The sequence below is a fragment of the Intrasporangium flavum genome, from assembly GCF_001956915.1.
GTDB lineage: Bacteria > Actinomycetota > Actinomycetes > Actinomycetales > Dermatophilaceae > Monashia > Monashia flava.
On record NZ_MLJO01000010.1, the window covers coordinates 64,793 to 88,368 of the forward strand.

The 23,576-nt window shown below is 71.1% G+C and carries 19 protein-coding genes; 8 read left to right on the top strand and 11 right to left on the bottom strand.

All coding sequences use genetic code 11. From position 1 onward, the window contains the following. Positions 1-33 precede the first annotated feature (33 nt). Positions 34-2,484 (top strand): DUF4132 domain-containing protein, encoded by a 2,451-nt coding sequence (locus BIV28_RS07820; protein ID WP_207555845.1) that lies wholly within the window; start codon positions 34-36, stop codon positions 2,482-2,484. 57 nt (positions 2,485-2,541) lie between these two features. On the opposite strand, the gene BIV28_RS07825 is transcribed toward BIV28_RS07820, so the two are convergent. From BIV28_RS07825 to BIV28_RS07850, 5 genes are all read right to left on the bottom strand, one after another. Next, on the bottom strand, positions 2,542-3,111 hold the full coding sequence (locus BIV28_RS07825) for a GNAT family N-acetyltransferase (protein ID WP_076260766.1): 570 nt from the start codon (positions 3,109-3,111) through the stop codon (positions 2,542-2,544). A gap of 231 nt (positions 3,112-3,342) precedes the next feature. Beyond that, a complete protein-coding gene (locus BIV28_RS07830; protein ID WP_076260767.1) occupies positions 3,343-4,332 on the bottom strand; it encodes an aldo/keto reductase in 990 nt (329 codons plus the stop codon). Between the two features lie 29 nt (positions 4,333-4,361). Next, positions 4,362-5,102 (bottom strand): SDR family oxidoreductase, encoded by a 741-nt coding sequence (locus tag BIV28_RS07835; protein WP_076260769.1) that lies wholly within the window; start codon positions 5,100-5,102, stop codon positions 4,362-4,364. Positions 5,103-5,136: 34 nt separating this feature from the next. Next, entirely contained in the window at positions 5,137-6,015 is an 879-nt protein-coding gene (locus BIV28_RS07840) for an aldo/keto reductase (RefSeq protein ID WP_076260771.1), read from the bottom strand. A 476-nt stretch (positions 6,016-6,491) separates the two neighbouring features. Then, entirely contained in the window at positions 6,492-7,799 is a 1,308-nt protein-coding gene (locus BIV28_RS07850; protein WP_242652834.1) for an MFS transporter, read from the bottom strand. Positions 7,800-8,107: 308 nt separating this feature from the next. Between BIV28_RS07850 and BIV28_RS07855 the strand changes: the two genes are divergently transcribed. Continuing rightward, complete coding sequence (locus tag BIV28_RS07855) at positions 8,108-9,001, top strand: MmyB family transcriptional regulator (RefSeq protein WP_076260776.1); 894 nt, start codon at positions 8,108-8,110, stop codon at positions 8,999-9,001. Between the two features lie 242 nt (positions 9,002-9,243). Here BIV28_RS07855 and BIV28_RS07860 read toward each other — a convergent pair whose 3' ends face one another. Both BIV28_RS07860 and BIV28_RS07865 read right to left on the bottom strand, forming a co-directional pair. Further along, on the bottom strand, positions 9,244-9,720 hold the full coding sequence (locus BIV28_RS07860; protein ID WP_076260778.1) for a (2Fe-2S)-binding protein: 477 nt from the start codon (positions 9,718-9,720) through the stop codon (positions 9,244-9,246). Positions 9,721-9,731: 11 nt separating this feature from the next. Further along, positions 9,732-11,978, bottom strand: a complete 2,247-nt coding sequence (locus BIV28_RS07865; RefSeq protein ID WP_242652836.1) for a molybdopterin cofactor-binding domain-containing protein — start codon at positions 11,976-11,978, stop codon at positions 9,732-9,734. Between the two features lie 367 nt (positions 11,979-12,345). Here BIV28_RS07865 and BIV28_RS07870 point away from each other — a divergent pair, with 367 nt between their 5' ends. Further along, entirely contained in the window at positions 12,346-12,729 is a 384-nt protein-coding gene (locus BIV28_RS07870; RefSeq protein ID WP_076260781.1) for a hypothetical protein, read from the top strand. Between the two features lie 654 nt (positions 12,730-13,383). Here the strand turns inward: BIV28_RS07870 and BIV28_RS07875 are convergent. From BIV28_RS07875 to BIV28_RS07885, 4 genes are all read right to left on the bottom strand, one after another. Then, positions 13,384-13,668, bottom strand: a complete 285-nt coding sequence (locus BIV28_RS07875) for a cyclic-phosphate processing receiver domain-containing protein (protein ID WP_083707143.1) — start codon at positions 13,666-13,668, stop codon at positions 13,384-13,386. Continuing rightward, on the bottom strand, positions 13,631-13,756 hold the full coding sequence (locus BIV28_RS20415) for a hypothetical protein (RefSeq protein ID WP_278247766.1): 126 nt from the start codon (positions 13,754-13,756) through the stop codon (positions 13,631-13,633). The genes BIV28_RS07875 and BIV28_RS20415 overlap by 38 nt, the downstream gene beginning before the upstream one ends. A gap of 97 nt (positions 13,757-13,853) precedes the next feature. Then, positions 13,854-14,630 carry a hypothetical protein gene (locus BIV28_RS07880; RefSeq protein ID WP_076260783.1) on the bottom strand — a complete coding sequence of 259 codons (777 nt, stop codon included), beginning with the start codon at positions 14,628-14,630 and terminating at the stop codon, positions 13,854-13,856. 89 nt (positions 14,631-14,719) lie between these two features. Further along, the gene (locus BIV28_RS07885) at positions 14,720-17,527 is read right to left on the bottom strand and encodes a TolB family protein (protein WP_207555847.1); all 2,808 of its coding nucleotides are present in this window, start codon (positions 17,525-17,527) and stop codon (positions 14,720-14,722) included. Positions 17,528-18,025: 498 nt separating this feature from the next. Here BIV28_RS07885 and BIV28_RS07890 point away from each other — a divergent pair, with 498 nt between their 5' ends. From BIV28_RS07890 to BIV28_RS07910, 5 genes are all read left to right on the top strand, one after another. Further along, positions 18,026-20,281, top strand: coding sequence for a GAF domain-containing SpoIIE family protein phosphatase (locus tag BIV28_RS07890; RefSeq protein ID WP_076260787.1), 2,256 nt, complete (start codon positions 18,026-18,028; stop codon positions 20,279-20,281). Positions 20,282-20,462: 181 nt separating this feature from the next. Then, complete coding sequence (locus BIV28_RS07895) at positions 20,463-21,110, top strand: hypothetical protein (RefSeq protein WP_207555848.1); 648 nt, start codon at positions 20,463-20,465, stop codon at positions 21,108-21,110. Positions 21,111-21,182: 72 nt separating this feature from the next. After that, positions 21,183-21,965: an alpha/beta hydrolase-fold protein gene (locus tag BIV28_RS07900; RefSeq protein ID WP_076260790.1), complete on the top strand. Its 783-nt coding sequence runs from the start codon at positions 21,183-21,185 to the stop codon at positions 21,963-21,965. 50 nt (positions 21,966-22,015) lie between these two features. Next, complete coding sequence (locus tag BIV28_RS07905; protein WP_242652838.1) at positions 22,016-22,852, top strand: phosphotransferase family protein; 837 nt, start codon at positions 22,016-22,018, stop codon at positions 22,850-22,852. Positions 22,853-22,938: 86 nt separating this feature from the next. Then, positions 22,939-23,397, top strand: coding sequence for a hypothetical protein (locus BIV28_RS07910; protein WP_076260792.1), 459 nt, complete (start codon positions 22,939-22,941; stop codon positions 23,395-23,397). Positions 23,398-23,576 lie beyond the last annotated feature (179 nt).

Below are 23,576 nucleotides of genomic sequence, written 5' to 3' on the forward strand. Positions count from 1 at the left end.
CTCCTGGCCCTCATGCGCGCGCACGAGGGCTTCGTGCGTTCGCTCCGACTCGGGTCGGGCGCAACGGCCGAACAGGCCAAGGGTCTGCGCGCCCGGCTGCGCGCGGCAGGTCCCGACGAGCAGCGGGCAGCCGCTGCGGCGGCAGTCCTGCACGAGTCGAGCCAGTTCGGCTCGGGAGGCACGAGCGAGATCGTCATCAGGGCCGTCGAACGCAAGGATCTGCCGTGGACCGTGGCGGACGCCGAGTGGCTCCTCGGGCGCAGCGTCCGCCGCTGCGACGCCTCCGAGAGATTCACCCCCGGGGCCGGGATCTACGTCGAGGAGTACTTCAGGCTGGCCCTCACCGCGGGCCGCAGGTTCGCCGGGCACGAGGGCTTCCGACCCGACGTCGAGCACCTCGTGGCCCGCATCGGCGACAGCTGCTACCTGACCCACGCCGCGAAGGTGAAGCTCACGTTGAGCATCTCGGCCCTCCTCGCCGCCGCCTCGGACCCGACCGTTCCCGCTGCACTGCGCCACGACGCGGACGGCTTCGCGCCGGCTGCGCGCGAGATCCTGGACGCCAACCCGGCAATGGTCTCCGCCGCGGTCAGCGCCTGCCTCGACTCCTACGGCACCAGCGTCCGCCCGACCGCAAGGTGGCGGGCCGACGCCCGAGCAGCGGTCTCGGCGCACCCCGGCGCTGCCGCGATGGCACGCGAGCTGGTCGGCATCGCGCTCATGGTCGCCGAGCGCGGCGTGGACCCGCGCGTCCGGATCGTCTTCACCGACCAGAGCCTCCACGCAGCGCGCGGGGCCGTCTGGATGCTCGTCGGAGCGTGTCCCACGGCTGACACGGCGCGGCTCGTCGGGGAGGTCGCCGTGCGGGCCGGCATCGGGGTGGGCGGCTCCGGCGGCGTGGCGGTGTGCCAGGGGCTGGCCACGGCAGCCGTGGCCGCCTTGGCCTCGATGGCCACGACGGCCGAGAGCACATCGGCGCCGGTGGCGGCGGTGGCGGCGGCGCTCGGTCGGGTCCGCGACCAGGTGGCGAACAGGACGGTGCGCAAGGCCGTCGACGGCGCCCTCGCGGACGTCGCACAAGCGTCCGGTGTCACGCGTGGCCAGCTCGTCGAACGGTCCGTGCCCACCCTCGACCTCCGCCCCGACGGCACCGCCGAGCGGGTTGTCGGCAGCCACGTCGCGCTCCTGCAGCTGTGCGGCGACGCGACGCCCAAGGTGTCCATTCGGTGGCGGGACGCGTCCGGCCAGGTCACGGCGTCCGTACCGGCCGACGTGCGAGCGCACCCCGAAGAGCTGGCCGACCTGCGCGCCACGGCGTCGCGAGCCAGGAAGCTGGCAAGCCAGCAGCGGAGACGGCTCGAGCAGCTGCTCGCCGAGGAGCACTCGTGGTCCGTCGCCGAGTGGACCGACCTCTACGTGGGCCATCCGGTCGTGGGGTGGACGGCACGCGGCCTTATCTGGACCTCTCGGGCCGCCGACGGATCCTGCTTCTCGGGCCTGCCCCGGCACGACGACGGGGGCTGGCACCTGCGCGCCCACGACGGCAGCGCCCGCCGGGTGGACGCGTCCGAGCGGCTGCTGCTGTGGCATCCCCTGCTGGTCGACGGCCAGGAGATCCGCCGCTGGCGTGACCACCTGCTCGAGACGGGCACGCCCCAGCCCTTCCGTCAGGCCTTCCGCGAGACCTACCGGCGGACGCCGGCGGAGGAGCAGACCCGCACCCACTCCAACCGGTTCGCCGGGCACATACTGCGATACCCGCAGGCGCGTGCCCTGATGCTCGCCCGCGACTGGAACGCCAAGCAGCTCGGCAGCTGGGACGGCGGCTACAACGGCGAGGCGGTGCGCACGGTCGCCGACACGGGCTGGCGAGCCCACTTCCACCACGACCTGGTCGAGGACGTCGGCGGCCCGCTCGGCCACGCGTCACTCTGCAGCAGCGACCGCGTGCGGTTCGAGCGACTCGAGGGTGACGGACGCGCTGCCCGGTGGGTGGAGCAGGAGCTCGACACCGTTCCACCGCGCGTCTTCACCGAGGTCATGCGCGACGTCGACCTCTTCGTCGGGGTGACGACGATCGCCACCGACCCCACCTGGGCCGATGGCGGCGTCGGTCGCGCCCGGGCGTACTGGGGCACGGCGAGCGTCGGTGCCCTCAACGCGTCCGCCGAGATCCGCCGGGAGGCGCTGCGGCGGCTGCTGCCCCGCACCCGGATAGCCGACCGGGCCAGGATCGAGGGACCCTTCCTCGTCGTCGAGGGATCCGTGCGCACGTACCGGATCCACCTCGGGTCGGGAAACGTCCTCATGAGTCCGGACGACAGGTACCTGTGCATCGTCCCGGACCACACGCGCCGCCATCCGACGCTCTTCCTCCCGTTCGAGCAGGACGACGGCCTGCTCGACGTCATCCTCTCCAAGGCCTTCCTGCTGGCCGACGACGCGGCCATCACCGACCCGGTCATCCTCGAGCAGTTCCGCTGACGAGCGCTCTGCGCGTGCCGCCAGGCTCGCCCCGGTCCTGCTGGTGTGCCGCGCTGCTCACCGAGCGCGGAGCTCGCCCCGCATCACCGGCCGGGTCGGGTAGGTACGGCCGATCTCGGCGAAACCGGCCTGCCGGAACATCGCGAGTGTTCCGGTGAAGAGGCCGGCCGGCGACGGGGTCCCCGCGAGCCGGTCCACGTCGACCGGGTGACCGTCGAGCACCGACGCGCCGTGCCGCTTGGCCCAGTCCACCGCTCCCTCGAGCAGCGCCACTCCGATGCCGCTCCCCCGGTGTTCCCGGCGCACCACGAAACAGGCCACCCACCACGCGTCCGGGTCCTCGTCGAGGATGCGGGCGAGCGCCCGGTGCGCGGTGATGCCCGGCAGCACGGATCGCGGCACCACCCGCGTCCAGCCGACGACACCGCCGTCGAGCAACGCCAGCAGGCCGATCGGGACCTCGGCTTCACGGACCTCGCGGTGCAAGGCCTCCCGGTTGTCGGGGCCGTCATGCCGACAGAAGCGTTGGCACCAGCAGGAATCGGGGTTTCTCTCCCGTGGCCCGAAGGCGCGGCCGAGCTGTGGCCACATCTCGGCCGAAGCCGGCACTACGCGCACCGTGGTCATCGTTCGCTCCCCCTCGTCAGGCAACGGCACGCTGTCCGGGTGGACGCTGCCATGACCGCACGCTAAGAGTCGTTGCGGACGATCCGCAGCCGGAGAGTTCGCCGAAGCAGGAAGTTCGCCTGGGTGCCTCGCGGTACAGCGCGCCCCGACGTCGCGGCGCTGACTTCCCGAGGGTGGGCAGCGGACCCGCGACTCCGTCACGGGGACGACGTGGCGGAGCCGGACGCCCCCTCAGCGATCGATCATCTGCTGCATCGCCTCGGGGTAGCGCGCTCCTTGGACCCGCACGCTCGCGGCTGCGGCGTCGAGATCGGCGAGGTCCTCGGGCCTGAGCTCGAGGTCTGCGGCCTCAAGGTTCTCGTCGAGTCGTTCGATCCTCCGGGTGCCGGGGATCGGGGCGATCCACGGCTTCTGGGCCAGCAGCCACGCGAGGGCGACCTGCCCGACGGTGGCGTGCTTGCGCTCGGCGACCGTCTTGATGCGGTCGACGAGAGCGAGGTTGGCCTCGAGGGCTTCCCGCTCGAAGCGCGGCAGGGAGGCGCGGATGTCGCCTTCGCCGAACTGCGTGGTCTTCGTGACCTGGCCGGTGAGGAAGCCGCGTCCGAGGGGGCTGAAGGGCACGAACCCGATGCCCAGCTGCTCGAGCGCCGGCAGGATCGCTTCCTCCGGCTCGCGCCAGAACAGGGAGTACTCGCTCTGCAGGGCTGTGACCGGCTGCACCGCGTGCGCACGGCGGATGGTCTGCACGCCGGCCTCCGACATCCCGAAGTGAAGCACCTTGCCGGCGTCAATGAGCTCCTTGACTGTTCCGGCGACCTCCTCGATCGGGACCTGCCGGTCGACGCGGTGCTGGTAGAGCAGGTCGATCGTGTCGGTGCGCAGCCGCCGCAGCGAGCCCTCCACGGCGGCGCGGATGTTCTCGGGGCGGCTGGTGACGCCGCTCTGCGCGCCGTTCTCGTCGAAGGCGAAGCCGAACTTCGTCGCGATCACGACGTCGCCGCGGACCGGCTGCAGCGCCTCCCCGACGAGGTCCTCGTTGTGGAACGGGCCGTAGACCTCGGCGGTGTCGAAGAAGGTCACGCCGCGCTCGACCGCGGCGCGCAGGAAGGTGATCATCTCCTCGCGTGGGGGGCGGGGACCGAACGACTGGCTCATGCCCATGCAGCCGAGACCGAGGGCGGAGACCTTCAGCCCTTGGCTGCCGAGGGTGCGTGTCTTCATGTGCGGTTCTTCTTTCGTGACGGGAGCGGTCAGAGCTGACCGGCGGGACGCAGCAGGATCTCGTTGATGGCCAGGTGCCGCGGCCGCTCGAGGGTGAAGGCGATGACGTCGGCGATGTCTTCCGCGGTGACCTGGGCTCGGTCGTAGAGCCTGCCCACGCCTTCTCGGGTCTCTGGGTGGGTGATGTGGGTGGGTAGCTCCGTGGCGACCACGCCGGGCTCGATCAGGGTGACCCTGATGTCGGGCAGGAGCTCTTGGCGCAGGGACTCAGACCAGCCGTTGAGGCCCCACTTGGTGGCGGCGTACACGCCGTTGCCGGCGCGGGCGGTGCGGCCGGCGACGGAGGAGATGTTGATGATGTCACCACCGCGCTCACCGGCGGCGGTCTTGAGCTGGCCGAGGAAGACCTCGGTGGTCGTGATGGCGCCGAGCAGGTTCACCTCGATCATCTGCCGGAAGTCGGCCCGCTGCTCAGCGGCGAAGGGGCCAAGCAGCATGACGCCGGCGTTGTTGACCAGCACGTCGGCACCACCGAGCTCCTGCTGGACGCGGTCTGCGGCCGCGAGCAGGCTGTCACGGTCAGTGACGTCAGCGCTGATGGCGATGGCGCCCTGGCCGAGCTCGGCGGCCAGGTTTTCGATGCGGTCCGTCCGGCGTGCCAGCAGCGCGACCCGGTAGCCACCGGCTGCCAGCGTGCGGGCGGTGGCCTCACCGATCCCGGATGAGGCCCCCGTGATGACGGCGACCCGGTTGTCGGAGTGGTTGCTCATTCGATGTCCTTCTTGTCGCTGGGACGAGGCGCGCTCACGCCTCGGGGATCGGGCGGCCGAAGCTCTCCAGGGTGATGTCCTCGGGCTCGGGTCCGCCGCGCTGGGCGGTGTCCAGGGCGTCGATGGCGGCCAGCTCCTCGGCGGTCAGGGTGAAGTCGACGACGTCGACGTTCTCCGCGATGCGGTGCGGCTTGGTCGACTTGGGGATCACCGAGCGGCCCCGCTGCAGGTGCCAGCGCAGCATCACCTGGGCCGGGCTCTTGGAGTGGGCCTGCGCGATGCCGACGATGGTCGGGTCCTCGAGGGTGCTGCCGTGATTGCCGTCGCGGTAGAAGGTGATGCCACCGATGGGTGACCAGGCCTGGGTGAGGATCCCGTGCTCGGCGCCGAACGCCTGGACCTCGCGCTGCTGGAAGTAGGGGTGAACCTCGATCTGGTTGACCGCCGGGACGACCGTCGCGGTGTCGAGGAGCCGGGTCAGGTGGTCGACCATGAAGTTGCTGACGCCGATGGCGCGGACCTTGCCCTGCTCCAGCAGCGTCTCCAGGGCGCGGTAGGCCTCCATGGTCTTGTCGAACTCCGACGGGAGCGCCTGGTGCAGGATGAGCAGGTCGATCTGGTCGACGCCGAGCTTGCCGGCGCTCTTGTCGAACCCGTGCAGCGTCTCCTCGTAGCCGTAGTCGCTGATCCAGATCTTGGTCTCGAGGAACACCTCGTCGCGGTCGACCCCGGAGCCGTGGATGGCCTGGCCGACCTCACGCTCGTTGCCGTAGGCGGCGGCGGTGTCGATGTGGCGGTAGCCGGTGCTCAGGGCGGCCTCGACAGCGGCGCGGGTCTCCTCCGGCGGGGTCTGGAACACCCCGAGCCCGAGGGCCGGCATCTTGACGTCGTTGTTCAGCTTCAGCATGTCCATGCGGCTCTCCTGTGGTTCTGGTTGGTTCGACGGTAGGCAGCCGGTGCGGCTACCGGGAGGGGCTGGTGTTACCCCCTTCGCGGACGGGGTCGCGTCGGGCGGGGGCGGGTGAGAAGGCTGGCGGATGGCCATCCGCCGGCCTGGCCGGCGGGCTCTGCGAGGTCGAGGCGCTGCAGCCATGCGGGGACCGCGCGGGGTCCGTGTTGCCGGACCTGCTCGCCGTGCACGGCCAGGCCCTCGCCGAGGGCGGCGCCGCGGCAGACCTCGGCGTAGTCGCGCATCGCGGTGCCCAGGCCGCTCATGGCGTGGGTCGTGAACGGGTGCACCGTCTTGCCGGTGAAGTCCCCTCCTCGATCCGGTGAACGTCGTGCGCCATGCCCAGCCGGTTCAGCCGGCGGCTCATCGTGTCGCGCGGCTGCTGCTTGGTGTCGCACCGGTGCCCGTCCGCGCGAGCTGGGTTCAGAATCGGTGGCTCATCAGGCGTGGTCCTTGCCGGCCGGGAGCAGGAGGCTCAGGACGGTGGTGAGAGCCACGAGCACGGCCATGACCGCCAGGCTGACGCGCAGCCCGTCCATGAAGCCGGCCATGTGCGCGATGACCGCGCCGGATGCCGCGACGCCCATGGAACCGCCCACCTGGCGGGCGGTGTTCAGGACACCGCTGGCGGTGCCGGCTCGGGGGGCGGGCACGGCGTCGAGCAGCAGCGACGTCAGCGGCGGCACGGTGAAGGACCCGCCGACCCCGACCGGGACCATGAACAGCGCGATCGCCCACAGGGGCAGGTCGAGCGGAGCCAGCGCCAGCCCGAGCAGCCCCAGAACCATCAGGACCTGGCCGCCCACGATCGGCACCCGGGACCCGAACCGGACGGCGACGCGGGCGGCGACGGGGTTGAGGATCGCCACCAGTGCGGTCATCGGCAGAAAGAGCAGGCCTGTCTGCAGCGGTGAGGCGTCCCGGACCTGCTGGAAGTACAGGCTCTGGACGAAGACCACGCCGTAGAACCCGGCCATGGTCAGGAAGGCGGCGGCCAAGGAGATCGCGACCGGCCGGGACTGGAACAGGTCCAACGGCACCATCGGGTGCCGGCCGCGGGCCTGGGAGATGAGGAAGGCGAGGGCGCCGACCGCGGCGACCGCGAACGCGACCAGGACGTCGGGGCTGCCGTAGCCGCGGCTGCCGCCCTCGATGAGGCCGTAGGTCAGGCCGACGAGCGCGGCCAGCGCCGAGATCTGGCCGATCGGGTCGACGGGGTGGGCGCGGCGAGGCGAGTCGGCGACCCGGCTGCGCAGCACGAGGGCGAGCAGCCCGACCGGCAGGTTGATGTAGAAGATGATGCGCCAGTCGATCTCGGTCAGCACGCCGCCGAGGATGGGTCCGGCGGCGGCCGCCACCGAGCCGCCGAGCGCCCAGTAGGCCACGGCCTTGGCTCGTCGACGGGCGTCCTGGTAGGCCTCGCGGATCAGGGCCAGCGAGGTCGGGGTGATGAGCGCAGCGCCGACGCCTTGGGCGACGCGGGCCGCCACCAGGACCGGCAGCGTGGGAGCGAGACCGCACACCACCGAGGCCAGCACGAAGATCCCCATCCCGATGCCGTAGCCGCGCCGGGCCCCGATCCGGTCCGAGAGGGTGCCGGCGAACAGCAGCAGCGAGGAGAACGTGAGCGTGTAGCCCGTCACGACCCACTGCAACCCGGAGAGCCCGCCGCCGAGGCTCTTGCCGATGTCGGGCAGCGCCACGTTCACGATCTGCGCGTCGAGGGCGACCACGAAGAACCCGAGCATCGCCACCCCCAGCGCAGCCGACTCCTGGGTCCGCGACAGAGATGCTCGATGCCCGACGGCAGGGCTGGCGGAGGGTTGGGACACGCGTTCCGACATGGGTTCGGGCACGGTGGTACTTGACTGCGACATGGCGCGATCACTTCCGGGAGGGTGCAGGGCAGCTCGAGATGGGAGCGCCGGGCCTGGGGCCCGGTTTCCCTCGGCGACACGTCCAGACAACATCCACCGCGCGCCGCGCGGGAGTGCCGGCTCTTACCGGTAACGCCAGACCCTCCCAGCCGCCGCAGCGGCCACGTACGGTCGGTCGCATGGACAACCGAGCCGAGGTGCGCGACTTCCTGACCTCACGCCGGGGCAGGATCACCCCCGAGCAGGCCGGGCTGCCCCTCTACGGCAGCAACCGCCGCGTCACCGGGCTGCGCCGTGAGGAGGTCGCGATGCTTGCCGGGGTCAGCACCGACTACTACGTCCGGCTCGAGCGCGGCAACCTCACCGGCGTCTCCGAGTCAGTGCTCGCCGCCCTGGCCGGCGCGCTCCAGCTCGACGAGTCCGAACGCACCCACCTCTTCGACCTCGCCCGCGCCGCCAACGCTGGCGGCCGTCAAAGACGCACCGGGCCCAAGCAGCATTTCCGTCCGGGGGTCCAACGCATCCTGGACAGCATCGGCGCCCCCGCCTACGTCAGGAACAACCGACTCGACCTCCTCGGGGTCAACCGACTGGGCCGCGCCCTGCTGTCCGACCTCTACGCCGACGAGAGCAGCCGACCCAACCTCGCCCGGTACATGTTCCTCGACGCACGCTCCCGCGACTTCTACGTCCAGTGGGAGACCGTCGCCAAGGACACCGTCGCCGCCCTGCGCATCGAAGCCGGCCGCAACCCCTACGACCGCGGAGTCACCGATCTCATCGGCGAGCTCTCCACCCGCAGCGAGGAGTTCCGCACTTGGTGGGCCAGCCACAACGTCCGCCTCCACCGCACCTCCATCAAGCAGATGCACCACCCCGTCATCGGGGACCTCGAACTCACCGGCGAAGCCCTTGAGCTGCCGGGCGACACCGGGCTCACGATCATCACCTACACCGTCGAGCCCCTCAGCGCCTCCGCCGAAGCGCTCAGCTTCCTCGCCAGCTGGGCTACCGCTGACCCGAACGCAGCGACGGGCTCCCGCGCTGTCGACCCCAGCTCAAGGAGCCAGTAGACCGCACTCCCCAACGGCCGCGGCCATCTACCGGATCTACCGCCCTTCGGGTGCACGACTTTGCGAGCCCCATCGGCCGTGCGGCAGGAGCTAGTCTTCCCCTCCCCGGCGACGGCGCACCGCCGCAATGATCGCGCCCGGGACTCACGTCGCTCGTCGGCGTGAGCCCCTTTACCGGATCTGCTACCGATCGGTCGTGGCGTTGGTCCCGGGTTGTGGGGCGTCGGGGGCCGGCCGCTGAGCTACATGCGCTTGGCGCCGTCCCGGACCGCCTCCCTGATGCGCGTGTACGTTCCGCATCGGCACACGTTGCGGATGCCGTCGAGGTCGGCGTCGGTGATCTGGCGTCCCTCGGCTCGGACCTTGCGGACGAGCGCGACCGCCGCCATGATCTGCCCGGGCTGGCAGTAGCCGCACTGGGCGACGTCTCGCTCGAGCCAGGCCTCCTGCATCGGGTGCAGGTCGGCACCGACGGTGTCGGGCAGGCCTTCGATCGTCGTGATCTCGTCGTCGGGTCCGATGTCCTTGACCTGGACCGAGCAGGGGTTGAAGGCCTTGCCGTTGATGTGCGAGGTGCAGGCCTTGCAGACGTTGATCCCGCAGCCGTACTTGGGTCCGGTGATGCCGAGCACGTCACGCAGGACCCAGAGGAGCCGTACGTCGTCGGCGACGTCGACGGTGACGGGCTCGCCGTTGACCCTGAAGGTGTGCTGTGCCATGGGGGTGCTCCTCAGTAGGTGTGGGCCAGACCGTCGGTGGGCGACGCCGGCACCGGCGGCACGAAGGTCTTGGGGGTGAACGACACGGTGCTGTGGTTGATCGGGAAGCGTGTCGGGACGGTGCCGGTCGCCCGGGCGTACGCGCAGGCCGTGGCCGCAACCGTGGCCGCAACGCCGGCCTCCCCCGCCCCACCGGGCAGCTGCGCGTCGGACGGCATGACGATGCACTCGAAGCTCGGTGGCACGTTCCACTGACGCGTGTAGAAGTAGTTGTCCCAGCTCGCCTCGAGGAAGTGACCGTCCTGCAGGTGGTTGCTGCTCGTCAGCGCGAGCGCGATGCCGTCGGACACCCCGCCCATCATCTGCGCCTCGAGGCCGCGTGGGTTGACCACGAGGCCGGCGTCGATGGCGATGACGGCCCTCGTGACGCGCGGGCCGGTGACCGCGTCGCGGACCTGCCGGTTCACCGTCTCGGGCCGGCAGTCGATCTCGACGAGGACCGCAGTGGCGCCCTTGTACTCCGAGTGGATCGCGACGCCCTGTGCCGTGCCTGCGGGCATCGACCGACCCCACTGGCCGGCCTCGGCGACCTTGCGCAGGCAGGCCTTGACGCGCTCGTTGCGCAGGAAGGCGAGGCGGAAGGCGAGCGGGTCCTTGCCCAGCTTCTTCGCGAGCTGGTCGATGAAGAGCTCGTTGGCGCAAGCCACGTCGGGTGAGTAGATGTTGCGCATGCTGCCGGTGTTGAAGCCCATGTCGACCTCGTCGAGCAGCTGGGTGACGACACCGAAGTTGTAGGGCAGCTCCTGGGTCAAGGTGAAGATCGACTCGGCGAGGCCGAGGTTGCCCAGGCCGGCCGGCAGCTCGGAGGCCATGGCCGTGAGCCGTTCACCGAGGCCGTGGCCGAAGTCGGTCTTGATGCTCGTGTGCCGCTGCTCGAAGGTCAGCACCTCACCGGCGAGCACGGTTGCCCGGATCCTCGAGGTGGCCATCGGGTGCGTCCGGCCCTGGCGGGGCTCGTCGGCCCGGTGCCACATGAGCTTGACGGGCTTGCCCATCGCCTTGGAGATCTTCGCGGCCTCGATGGCGGCGTCGCCGAAGAGCTTGTGCCCGAAGGACCCTCCGCCGGTGACGACGTTGACGTCGACCTTCGCGATCGGCAGGCCGACGGCCTTGGCGATGTTGCGCTGGGCGACGATCGGCGCCTTGAGGCCGGCCCACACGGTGGCCCGGTCGTCGCGGACGTCGGCGATGGCGCAGTTGGGCTCGAGCGCGGCGCTGCTGCGGAACATGAACTCGAACCGCATGTCGACGGTCTGGGTCAGCAGTGGCACCTTGGGCACCGCCATCGGCAGCTCGGCGGCCTTGAGGCGTCGGAGCACCGAGTCGTCGGACTCGCCCTCGACCGGCCCGCCGGCCCACGTGACGCGCAGCGCGCGCACGGCGTCGATGCACTGGCCGAAGGTCTCGGCCCGCACCGCGACGCCGGTGTCGACGACGACGACGTCGGTGACGCCCGGCATCCCCTGCACGGCGCTTAGGTTGTCGACGCTGCGGGGCGAGCCGTTGAGCGTCGGGGGTCGGCAGACCATCGTCGGCAGCGCGTCGGGCACGTCGAGGTCCATCGTGAACTGCTTGCGACCGGTGACGGCCTCGAGCGCGTCGACGCGGTTGCGCGGGGTACCGATCACGTCGAACGACGTGCTCGGGTCGAGCTCGACGTCGACGGCCGTCGTCGTGGACGCGGCCGCGAGCCCCGACAGCTCGGCGTAGGTGCGCCGGCTTCCGTCGGGGGCCGTGACGACGCCGCCCTTGGCCACGAGCGAGGACACCGTGGCACCGAGGGCCGTCGCGGCGGCGCGCAGGAGGGCCCCCTTGGCGACTGCGGCCGCGACCCGGATCGGCGTGAACATCGACTGCATCGTGTTGGAACCACCGGTGAGCTGGTTGAAGACCAGCTCGGGGCGGGCGGGGGCGAGCGTGACCCGGACGTCCTCGACGGGCATCGCCAGCTCCTCGGCGATGATCATGGCCGCGGCCGTCGTGATGCCCTGGCCCACCTCCATGCGAGGGATGGCGAAGTGGGCGATGCCCTTGTCGTCGACGGTGATGCTTATGAGCTGGGAGGTCGGCAGCGCCGAGTGGGTCTGCAGGTCGCCGAGGTCGTAGAGCTCGGGCATCTGAGGCACGCTGGGGACCGCCGCGACGGCCTCCTCGGCTCCCCCGATCTCGGCCGCGACGGTGAGCGTGGCACCCGCCACGACGAATCCGATGAACCTCCTCCGGGATACCCCCCGTGCTGGTGGGTCAGAGGCTCGTCCGGTGCCTTCTTCGTGCGGCTGGCCAGAGATCGTCGTCATCGACAGGGGTCCCTTCTCGGAAGGCGCACGCGCGGCCGGGGGCCGGGGGTGATGGCGAGCTGCACGTGGGGGCGCGTCCGTGGTTCGCCTCAGAGGCGCCTCCGGATTGCCCTGTCCCAACGAGCGGCAATGCGGATGGTCACGGCCGCTCCACCAGCGCACGTCGAGCAGCCAGGGTGCCCCAAGGACCGTACCGTCGGCAATCGGGCGCTTCCACGCCCATACGCGGGCTAGATTGCCGATCACACATGCGGATCAGGGGGAAGACGTGCGCCAGTCGAAGGCGATCGAGAGTGTCGTCAGGTTGCGCCTCACGGCGGGGCTCTTGACCGGCGTCGTGGGTGGCGTTGCCGCCCTGGCCGGTTGCTCCGCCGGTGGGAAGCCGCTGCAGGAGTCATGCCAGTCGTTCTTCGCCCGGTACAAGGAGACGAACGCACAGGTGTACTCCGCGGACATGACCGAGTACTCCAAGCGCCTCGGCGCCTTGTACGGCGAGGCCGCGCAGACCGGTGACGCCGACGCGAAGAAGGTGTTCGAGCCGGCCGCGACGGCGATGACAGCGATGGGCAACGGCGGCCCCTACGTGAAGAGCACCCGGGATGCGCTCGAGGCGGTCACCGCGGCGTGCGCCCCTTGGGCGCCAAGGTCCTGAGCCCTGCCGGTGTGTCCGCTCGGCTACCGGCGAACATGGCGACGTGTGTAGTCCTCGGGCCCGTCGTCGACTGCCAGATAGCCATGGACACCGATGGGCCCGAACAGCCTCGAGGAATCGACACGACCACTCCTGCGAGAACTCGTTGTCGCGCTGGATACCCATCGGCTAGCCAACGATCAGCAGATGCGCGAATACCTCACGGGGCTAGGCCGTTTCGTTGACGCCTGAACGCCATGGAGCCCCGATCGCTCATGCGGCACGTCGCGAATGCTGCTGCCTCAGTGCCCGGTCGTAGCCCGTTCATGCCGGAGCCGGACGCCAAGACTGGTCGGTTCGAAACCTCGGGAACGAAGCAACCCTCGATAGGCCCGAGTCGCCGCCCCGAAGCCCGCGACGGCCGAGCCCGTCCGGACAACCCAATCGGCGCCATCGGGCAGCAGTGCGGTCAGGGCAAGGTAGCCGCCGAAAACCACGAGCAGGACGCCGAGGGCGGCACACACGGCTACCGACTCGGCACGCCAGACCGCGCGCTCATCAGCCTGCTCTCCGTCGTGGACCCCATTCACCAACCAGACACTAGCCGCGAGAGCACGTGGCAGCGGCCAGTTCGGGGACCGCCCGCAACTTCCCGCGCATCGCGATGCCTCGACGTCAGGTCTCGTCCACCAGTTCGTCCGCGCTCGGCACCCGACGGGACGGGTAGCTCCATCGCTCCAGGACCTGCATGATCGTCGCCGCTCCCACAGGGTTGGCCGTGTGGACGACCACGAGGTCGAACGGATATGGATCTCCCTCGCTGGCCGCCCGCGCCAGCTCGTCCAGAACAGGCAGGGTGCTGTCAACCGTGCCGTTCACGATGCCCAGGTCATGGTCAAGCCACAGCTGCCCATGCCTGAAGTCACGAACCTGTCCCAAGGCCGCCCAAGGCTTCCACACTCGTCCGCGCCCGCAGGTGCTCGCGGCCGTCGCGAAAGGTGCGGGTGTCGTCGACGAGCAAGACGAAGGACATGGCGAGATCATGCACGGTGGCACCTACTCAGTCGACACATATCCGAGCCGGGCCGCCGCAGAACGCCATTCCGTGCCGCTGGCGGACCGTGGGCGACGCCGGGTGGTGGGCGTCACCCGTGCCTGTCGACCTCGACCACTGCGGGGCCGCGGAACATCGGGTCGCCGGTGATGGCCTCGCACACCTCCTGGCTGCTCGCCAGCAGGTACGCCGTCATGATCCGGCACGTGCGGCGTCCGGCCGGCTTGGGCGAGTTCCAGCCGCCCGAGGTTGCGACAACGGGCCCTTCGGACTCCTCGCGGAGCTGCAACACCAGCCACGCCCCCGGCGAGTCGGCGTAGGCCTGCGTAGAGGCGCCGGCGATCTGCTCCCACGTGGCGAAGCGCCGCCCCCACGGCAACGTGTTGCCGTGGACGCCAGCGTCGTCGATGCGCACGGCCAGCGACCGGCTACGCACGGTCAGCACGGCCCCGATTGCCGCTGCCACGGCGAACAGCGGCACGAACACCGTACGCAGCCACGGCGCCCCGCTTGGTGGCGGAAACCCGTAGCCGGTCAGGGCCGCACCGGCGACGCCGAGCGTCAACCCGACCAGCAGCTGACGGTCACTGCTGAAGGTGCGCGTCTGTCCGAGCGGACGCACCGCACCCCTGACGGGAGCCGGTGGCCGCCCGACGAGCCCGGCGACGACCATGTCGCAGACCATGAGCAGGAAGCTGACGCAGCCCACCGCCATCAGCGCGCTGAACGCGACCCCGCTGGACGAGACCGTCTGCGCCAGGCCCGCCGCTGCCCCGGCCACGCCGAAGGCGCCGAAGCCCACCGGGCTGATCCGCCCCAGCCGGCCCGGCCGAGAATGCGTCCAGTAGTAGCCCTCGAGAGAGCCCATGGCCCTCCTTCCGCACGCGTCGGGTCTGGCGGTGGATGCCGGGACTCCACGACGGCGATCTCCTGCCGTCGACTCGGCGCGTAGCGACCTCAGTGCGTGATCGCGAGTCCGTCGATCAGGACCTGCTTGGTGCTCAGACTCCGGATCGTCACGGTGCCGGTACGGGTCACCGTCTGCACGGGCAGCCACAGCACCTGCCGAGTCCTGGTAGTGGAGGAGTAGAGGCTGAGCCGGCCCAGCTTGCCGCCGGCGTGGTAGACGTCGACGCTCCCGCAGGTCGAGCAGGTGGTGGCCACCACGGCGAGGCGTCGGGCCTGGACACCGCTGCGCGTGAGCTGGGCGCCGGTCTTCACCGTCTTGCTGTAGGTGTTGAACAGGTAGCTCGTCGAGCTGCCCCTCGTCCACCCGGTCGACGCGCTGAGGGCGCGGTCGTCCAACGGCATCGACGTGCAGCGCTCGGCGCTCCAGGCACCGGTGTTACCGGCCCGGTCCCGGGCTCGGACGGAGAAGCAGTACTGGTTCCCCGCGCCCAGCGTCGCGTTCAGCGATGTGGCCGTCAGCTTCTGCCAGGCCGAGGGGTAGCCGTACGCGCCGAAACCGGTTGACGACGAGGCGTACCGGGAGCGGACGTCGTAGCTCGCGACGCCCGAGCCACCGGCGTCCGTGGCCGTCCACGTCAGAGTCACCGGGGTCCGCGTCTGCACCGACGCGGGCGCGGTCATCGCCGCGGTGGGCGCACTGGCGTCGACGACCCAGCTCTTGGACACCACGCCGGACTGCCTGCCGCCGGGGTCGGTGACCCGGGCACTGACCGAGTGGGTTCCGACAGTCAACCCGGTGAGGCTCAGGGTCGGTCCGCACGGGCTCCAGGTGGTTGCACTGTCGAGGCGGCACTCGCGGCGCAGCGACCCGACCGGGTCGTCACCGTCGGCGGCGCCGATCGTCAGGGCGGCGCTGCGGGTGGTGTAGGCCGGCACGGCGATGCCGGCCGTCGGGGACATCCGATCATCGACGGACCATCTCAGGCCGAGCCACCACCCGGTCGAGGTGGACAGCTGGCGCGCCGCGGTGCCGTCGGCGGCGGCCACCCAGATGGTCGCCTCGAAGTCGCCGGTGTACCGCGCGAACGCCACCAGGGTGCCCGTGGGATCGAACGTGACTGCCCGGTTGTCCCCGATCGGCAGGGCGAGCCGGCGAGCCCCGGATCCGTCGAGATTCATGACCGTGGCGGTGCGTGGGCCGGTCGTTGAGGCCGTGTCGACCCGGCGTTCGACGACCAGCTGGCCCCGGGTGGACACGGTGAAGTTGTCGGCCCCGTCGGTGCCCGGGATGGCAGTGATGCTGCCGTCGGAAAGGCGGACACGCTCGAAGCGGCCGAATCCGTCGTTGTTGCGAAGCACGACCTGCGTGCCATCGGGAGCCGGCGCCAGCTGGTCGTGGTTCGGGACGTTCGCGACCTTGCGCAGTCCCGTGCCATCAGAGCGCACGACCCAGAGGGTGCGGAGCTGGTCTGAGTTCCCGCGCAGGAAGGCGATGCTGCCGTCGGGCAGCCACCGCGCCTCGGTGGGTGAATCGACGTCAGGGTTGGCGGTGCCGTCGGTGCCGGGCACCGTCACGCACTGCTCGGTCGCCACCGGACAGACCCGCACGCCGACGCCGCCCGACGAGACCCACAGTGTCCGAGACGCGTCCAGATCGACCCGCTCCAGTGTCAGGGCGCGTTCCGCTGGCGACGCCGGGTCGGTGGCGAAGGAGACGGTGCTGCCGTACGGGTCGCTGGCGACGACCTCGCTCGTCACCGCCGGGACATCCACGACGACATCCGGCGACTCGGCGTAGCGTCCGTTGGCGGCCACGAGGGCCAGGGTGCGCGGTCCGGCCCCCGGCACGAGGACCTGGGTGGCCGACGCGGGGGCGCTGGCCAGCAGGGTGCGCGAGCCGGCGGTGACGTCGTAGACGCGGTAGCCGACGACGGGCAGCTTACTCGGCGGCTGCCAGGACACGGTGGCGGAGAGCCGCCCCGGGGTGGCGGCGAGTGCTGACGGTGGCTCCACGGGGTTGTAGCCCTCGAGCGTCAACGGCACGGCCAGAGTCATCGGGCTGTCGCCGCCGACGACGAGGTCCTCCCAGACGGTGTAGAAGCTGGCCGTCACGGTGACCTGCACGGTGCACGTCTGCCCGGTCGTCAGGGTCAGTCCCGTGCAGTGGTTTCCGTCCGGCGTGACCGTGAACTTCGAAGGGGAAGAGGCCGAGGCGACCACGGCCGATCGCACCGTCCACGGCCGGTCACCGGTGTTGGTCACGGTGACGTCGCGGGTGACCACGGTGCCGTTGACCGCACCGGTGGAGACACTGGCCGGGGTCGCCCGCGGGACGGACACGACGCGCGTCGGGTCGTTGTCCCCGATGCGAACCTGGGCGCCGGCGTACAAGCCGCTTCCGGACAGGCCGCACGAGCCGGTCGCGTCGACGGACAGCGCAGCCACGTCTCCCGTCGCGGTCGTCTCGGCGAGGTAGACCTGGAGGGTGCCCGAGGTGAAGGTGCAGCTCCGGGTCCCGCGAGTCAGCTTGACCGTCTGTTCGGCGTCGGGACCGCGGAAGTCCAGCGCCCACGAGCCGGTGCGTGCAGGCCACGCCATGGTCATCGTCGCCGAGCCGCCGTTCACGGGGTCCTGCACCGAGACGGTGACCGTCGAGGACGCCGGGTCGACCCGGGCTGCCGGGACGCCCGCCACCGGCCCCTCGGGGTACGTGGCGGAGGAGGACGAGAGCCGCGTCGAGGTGATCTGGTCACCGATCACGGCGACGTCGGCGGCCGTGGCCGCGTGGGCCGACGGCGCGGCAGCCGACACCGCCGCCACCCAACCCAGCACGACCGCCCCGACCATCGCAGGCACGCGAGTACGCCGCACCATCCACCCCTGTTTTGTCCAGCGCGCCCCGCGGGCGCAATCGCGGCAAGGATAAGGCCTCCACCGACCGAGTCCGGCCTGACACCGCGATCTGCGTCGATCCCTTTGGGTGTCCACGCAACCGTGCGACCCGATGCACTCGGACGCCCACGACTGTTCGCACAGCGTCGTGTGAAATGCCGCCCCCAGCGCGCCGAAGGTCGGGCGTCCCGCGCCTCGTCGGTCGATGACGATCCGTGAGCGCTATGCACCAGATGGTCCAGCATGTGCCCCCGCAGCCACGCCTGATTTCGGCGGAAGGGCTGACGGTGATGGGAGTGCGAGCAAGGCTTGACATGGCTTCCCGGTTTGCCGAGGAGTGGCCGGATCGGCGGCTGCCACGTCGACGGTGCGGCAGGCCATACGGAGTGAGTGATGTCGAAAGCTGAGCCCCCAGGCGTCGACCCGCCGTCCAAGCACTCCCTGCTGCCGAGAAAGCGTCTGATGGTGGTCCTGGAGGCTTTCGCCGCCGCTCCGGTGGACGCCGAGACGCCCCAGCTGGTGATCTCGCAGGCCGTCGCAGCACTGCGCGCGGCCGGCGGCGTTGTCGCTCTCGTGCACGACGACGCCGTCGAGCCGTTGGCCAGCCTCGGGTACACCCGCTCGGAACAACAGGCGTGCGGTCCGCTGGAGGTGGGCGACCTGTCCCTGCCCCTGACCTGGGCGGCGACGACCGGGGAGCCGGTGTGGCTGGCCTCGCAAGCTGAGACCGCACAGCGGTTTCCGCGCATCATCGAGCTGGTGTCCCGCAAGGAGCGCGCCTACGCGGTGCTCCCGTTGCGAACCGCCGGCGTCCTCCTCGGGGTGATGGGCATCAGCTGGGTGGAGCCGCACGAGTTCAGCCAATCGGACCGTGAGCTGCTGCTGGCGCTGGCCGACATCTGTGCCTTGCACCTGAAGCACTGGCGACGCGACGGAGACGGCGCTGACGACGCGTCCGTCGACCGGACGCCCTTTCCCACCATCGCGCTGGCGCCGTTGGTGCAGGCCTTGACGGGGTCGGACACCATCGAGGACCTGGCGCGTGCCGTCGCCGAGCATAGCGCCGCGGCGCTCGGTGCGACGTTCTCCAACATCGCCGTGCGGGAGGTGGGCGCGGCGCACGACGTGGCGCGGGTCTACCACCTGTCCACCCTGACGCCCGTTGTCGCACAGCGATACCCGACCATCCCCGTCGACGGCTCCACCCCGCTCGGCGCTGCGATGGCCGGGCGCGGTGAGGTGTGGCTCGGCAACCTGGCGCAGCTCGGGGCGCAGTTCCCGCTCCTGCTGGCCGACACCGCCGCGGCAGGGTTGGCTGCGACCGCGTCGCTGGCGCTGGTCGGGCACGACCAGGTGATCGGCGCGCTCGGCCTCGGCTGGGACGCCCCACAGACCTTCCCACCCGCGCAGCGTGACGAGCTGCGCGTCTTCGCCAACCTCGTCGCCGGCGCGCTCGTGCGGGCCCAGCACGTGACGGCCGAACGAGCCGCACTGGAACGAACCGAACACCTGCACCGGGTCCTGACCGCACTCGTCGCGTCGGCATCGCTCACCGACGTGACCAGAGCCGTGCTCGTCGACGGCACGGCCCCCTACGACGCGGCGGCCGCACGCCTGGCCCTCGTCGACGAACGCCACCCCGGGGCGCTCCTCACCATCGCCAAGGTGGGGCTCCCCGACGACCTGGAGGTCGTCTGGCAGCCCTCCCCGGGCTCGGCCCCTTCGCCGCTGTCCGACGCACGCGTCACCGTGTCCACGGTGTACCTGCCCACCCTGACCGACCGCGTCGTCCCCGACCCGGACGCCCGGGCGGCCCTGGCACGAGCCGCCCTACCGTGCTGGCTCGGCCTGCCCCTGCGCATCGGCTCGCGGACCCTCGGCGCCCTCGTCCTCGGCTTCCACGAGGAGAACGCCCTCACCCCCACCGACCTGACGGTGCTGTCCGGCCTGGGCGCCGCGCTCTCGGAGGCCATCAGCCGGGCCGTCGAGCACGACAGCGACCACGACCTGGCGATGCTCGTCCAGCGAAGCCTCCTGGCCGAGCCCCTGCCCGACCTCCCCGGAATGCAGGTGAGCGCTCGGTACCTGCCCGCGGACGCCCGATACGGCATCGGCGGCGACTGGTACGACGCCATCCCGCTCGCCGGCGGCCGCACCCTGCTGACGATCGGGGACGTCGCGGGTCACGACACCAGCGCGGCCGTGGCCATGGGCCAGATCCGCGCCGCGGCCCGAGCGCTGGCACCCACCCACGAACCCGCCAGGCTGCTCGAGGAGCTGGACCGGTTCGTCACGGCCACCTCCACCCAGACGATGGTGACGGCCGCCGCCGTCGTCCTGGACCGCCGCGCCGGCAGTCTGACCTACTCGCTCGCCGGCCATCCTCCCCCGCTGCTGCGCACCCCGGGCTCACCGACGACACCGTTGCACCACGCGGACCCGCCGCTGGGCGTCATGTTCGCCACCCGACGGCAGCACACCGTCAGGCTCCTACCGGGCAGCGCCCTGGTCCTCTACACCGACGGACTCGTCGAGCGAGAGGGCGAGCCGATCGACGCCGGACTGCAGCGACTCGCGGGCGTCGTCGACGACAGCCCCGCGGCCACCGCCGAGCACCTGTGTGCCTCCCTGCTCAACAAGTGCATGCCCAACCTCCCGCGGCGGGACGACACCGCCATCATCTGCGCCGTCCTCGACCCCCTCGCGCCGGCGAGGTGACGACGCAGATGACGGCGGCCTTGGCACACTCTGCACCATGCACTCAGGGGGGCACCGCCAGGCACGACGCTCGCGAACGGTCGGCGGCACAGCGCGGTTCGCGTGCACGTTCGCAGCGCTGGCCGTCGCACTCACCGCCTGCACGTCGGGCCGGTCGGCGCCGCGCCCGACCGGTCCATCCGTGACGACGCCCGCCGCGCCCACGATGACCGCGGTCGGTGAGGCCGCCCGGTGCGCGACGCAGAACGACCTCGGCCGCGCCCCGACCAGCGACCTGTCCGATGTCCCCGTCGTGGCCATCTTCGGCGCGGACCGGCCCACGGCCATCGAACGCAACGACGTCATCTTCCCCGGCCCGGACGCCGGCGACGCCGACCGATGCCGCCACGCACTCCCGGACCCGGACGCCGTGTCCTGCGACCAGCCGGCACCGTGGGCGGGCCGGTCCTGGGAGAACCTGGTCAACGCCGCTGGGGCCGAACGCATCCGCCGCGTCGAGGCCCGCACCGACGAAGGCGAGCCGACGCCAGGCGCCTACTCGGCGTCCCGGTCGGTGGCCTACGTCGAGGTGACCATGGTCGTCGGCGACCCGATGAACCTCTACAGCTTCATCCAGACGGCATTCGCGCAGTGCGCCCACGGGGACTTCCAGATGGTCGAGGGGATTCCCGTCGTCGTCGGCAGCACACCGATGGCGGGGGTCGGCGACGTGCCTCTGGTCGCGTTCGTCACGCGCGACCGGGTCGCGTGGGTGACTCTCGGTGGCCGCCGATGGAGCGCCGCCGAACGCGACCACGCCCTGACGACGATCGCGAGGCACCTTGCGTGACAGGGCTGCTGGGCTCGCCCGGTCACGCCGCGTCGCGCCGTCAGCAGACGGTCCAGCCCCTAGGCTCGCCGAATGACCACAGGGTCGGGTCCGTCGCGGCGCACCGTGCTCTCCGGGACATTCGCCCTCGCAGCCGCGGCCGGCCTGTCCGGCTGCTCCGGCACCGACGGGCCGACCCTCAGCGAGGGGGTTATGCCGAGCCGCTTCGGCGTCGAGTCCGCGCGCTGGAGGCTGGCCGTGCCGCGCACGAGCCAACCCCGTGGGCTCGTCGTCGCCCTTCACGGGCTCGGCGGTGGCGCCGACGACGCGTTCGGCCTCGGCTTCGGCGACGCCGTCGAGCGGTCGCGGATGGCACTCGCCTCCGTCGACGGCGGGAGGAGCTACTGGCACCCACGCCGCGACGGCACGGACACCGGCGCGCTGGTCCGAGAGGAGCTCATCCCGACGGCGCTCGAGGCGTCGGGGCTGGCACCGTCCTCACGCGTGGTCCTGCTGGGCTGGTCGATGGGTGGCTTCGGTGCCCTGCTGCTCGCCAGCGAGCTCGGCCGGACGCGAGTCAGTGGGGTGGTCGCGGCCAGCGCGGCCCTCTGGCAGAAGGGCAGTGAGACGCCCGCAGCCGCCTACGACGGACGGGCCGACTTCGACCGGTACTCGATCTTCAACCGCCTCGACCTGCTGCGCGGGATCCCGGTGAGGCTCGACTGCGGGACGTCCGACCCCTTCATCTCGGCCAACCGGGTGCTGGCGCGTCGTCTCCCGACAGCGGAGGCGCACTTCACGTCCGGCGGGCACGACGACGACTTCTGGAGCGGGAACGTCGACGCCGAGATGACGTGGGCGGCCGCCCGCTCCTGAACCCGCGCCCACTTTCCGACGAGATGGCCATGCTCTGTGATGATGGGTGGGTGGCCTCGGACGCGCTGGATATCGACGCGGTCGAAGCGTCCCGGCTGCTCGGCAGACCCGTTCGGGCCGTGGCGCGGTTGTCGGGCGGGGAGCACGCGGTCACCGCGACCGTCACGGATGGCATCGACATGTACGTGGTGCGCCGGTTCCCACCCGGCGACAGTGCGGTTCGGCACGAGGTGCTGGTGCTGGACCGACTCGAGGGGTTGAGAGATCTGGTGCCGGCTCTCGTCGCGCACGACGCCTCGGCCACCGGGCCCGCGATCGTCACCCGCATGCTGCCCGGCACGCCGCCGTCACAAGGCCTGGCCATCGACACCATCGCGGACCAGCTCGGTGCCGTCCTCGCCCGCATCCATGCTGTGGCCGGCACCGGGTTGCGTGCGGTCCCCGAAGCACCTCCGGCAGGCGACAGCCCGATCGCCCTGCGAGCGCGGCAGGACTGGCCCGATCTGGACCGGGGCAACGGGGTCCTGACGCACTGGGACTTCTGGAGCGGCAACACCCTGTGGAACGGCAACACCCTGACCGGAGTGGTCGACTGGTCGGGTGCCCGTCACGGTCCTCGCGGCATCGACCTCGCCTGGAGCCGCCAGGACGTGGTGCTCCTCGGAGACCGCGACGCCGCCGACACGCTGCTGACGGCGTACCGGAACGCCTCCGGACAGCAGGTCCAGGACATCGCGGCGTGGGACCGCCGAGCCGCTGCCCAGGCCGAACCGGTCGTCGAGGAGTGGGCCGCCAACTACGCGGGGATCGGTCGCGGACACCTGACCGGCTCCGTCCTCCGGCGGCGTCTCGACGCCTGGATCGAGGAACTGCTGAGCAGCGAGTGAGCGGCCACGCCGCGTTGACGGCGGCCGCACGACGGATGGCGGGCGGAGCAGTTCCCGCTCGAGGACCCCACGACGGAGAGACGCTCATGGCCGACGAGGCACCAGCAGCCGGCGCACCCGACCGGTTCACCATTCGACCGGACGACTACCACGTCCCGTACGCGGGGACCGCCGATGACGGCCGGAAGTTCTTCCTGAGCGACGAGCTGTTCACCCACGACGGCCTCGCCTGGGTCGGCCTGTTCTGGTGGAAACCAGATGGGACCTTCGACGAGGTCCAGGTCGCCCGTCTCGGCAGGACCGACGGAGTACCTCCCGGACAGGCGGCCCCCGGTCACGGCAAGGACACGGTCGCGGAGCAGCTCGCCCGACTCGGCCACTACGTCTCCGAACCCATCACCGTCGAGCCGTTCACGACGACGATCGACGGGGTCGAGTTCGGATGGAAGGTCAACCACTCCGACGGCATGGTCACGATCAACATCGAGCCTGGCGACTTCATCTGCTACTACGAGCCGTGGGACGGCTACGAGTACGACACCTGAGCGGGTTGCGACCCAGAGTCGACCGACGCCCCGCGCCGGGCGTGCGCAGCGACTGCGCAAGGTAGCGCCTGCGCAAGGCACCCCCTCCAGGGCTCGACGGCACGGCACGCAGATGCGGTGATTCCGCCGAGCGGTTCTGCTGACGTGCCAGTGAAGCCCGCGAGGCTAGCCTGAGAGCC

What these genes read in the sequence shown, in the direction of transcription:
- BIV28_RS07910 (WP_076260792.1), top strand. Translation starts at nt 22,939, where the DNA reads ATGGCCGACGAGGCACCAGCAGCCGGCGCACCCGACCGGTTCACCATT.
- BIV28_RS07890 (WP_076260787.1), top strand. Translation starts at nt 18,026, where the DNA reads ATGGTGGTCCTGGAGGCTTTCGCCGCCGCTCCGGTGGACGCCGAGACG.
- BIV28_RS07880 (WP_076260783.1), bottom strand. Translation starts at nt 14,630, where the DNA reads ATGGGCTCTCTCGAGGGCTACTACTGGACGCATTCTCGGCCGGGCCGG.
- BIV28_RS07900 (WP_076260790.1), top strand. Translation starts at nt 21,183, where the DNA reads ATGACCACAGGGTCGGGTCCGTCGCGGCGCACCGTGCTCTCCGGGACA.
- BIV28_RS07835 (WP_076260769.1), bottom strand. Translation starts at nt 5,102, where the DNA reads ATGAGCAACCACTCCGACAACCGGGTCGCCGTCATCACGGGGGCCTCA.
- BIV28_RS07830 (WP_076260767.1), bottom strand. Translation starts at nt 4,332, where the DNA reads ATGAAGACACGCACCCTCGGCAGCCAAGGGCTGAAGGTCTCCGCCCTC.
- BIV28_RS07860 (WP_076260778.1), bottom strand. Translation starts at nt 9,720, where the DNA reads ATGGCACAGCACACCTTCAGGGTCAACGGCGAGCCCGTCACCGTCGAC.
- BIV28_RS07855 (WP_076260776.1), top strand. Translation starts at nt 8,108, where the DNA reads ATGGACAACCGAGCCGAGGTGCGCGACTTCCTGACCTCACGCCGGGGC.
- BIV28_RS07850 (WP_242652834.1), bottom strand. Translation starts at nt 7,799, where the DNA reads ATGCTCGGGTTCTTCGTGGTCGCCCTCGACGCGCAGATCGTGAACGTG.
- BIV28_RS07840 (WP_076260771.1), bottom strand. Translation starts at nt 6,015, where the DNA reads ATGGACATGCTGAAGCTGAACAACGACGTCAAGATGCCGGCCCTCGGG.
- BIV28_RS07825 (WP_076260766.1), bottom strand. Translation starts at nt 3,111, where the DNA reads ATGACCACGGTGCGCGTAGTGCCGGCTTCGGCCGAGATGTGGCCACAG.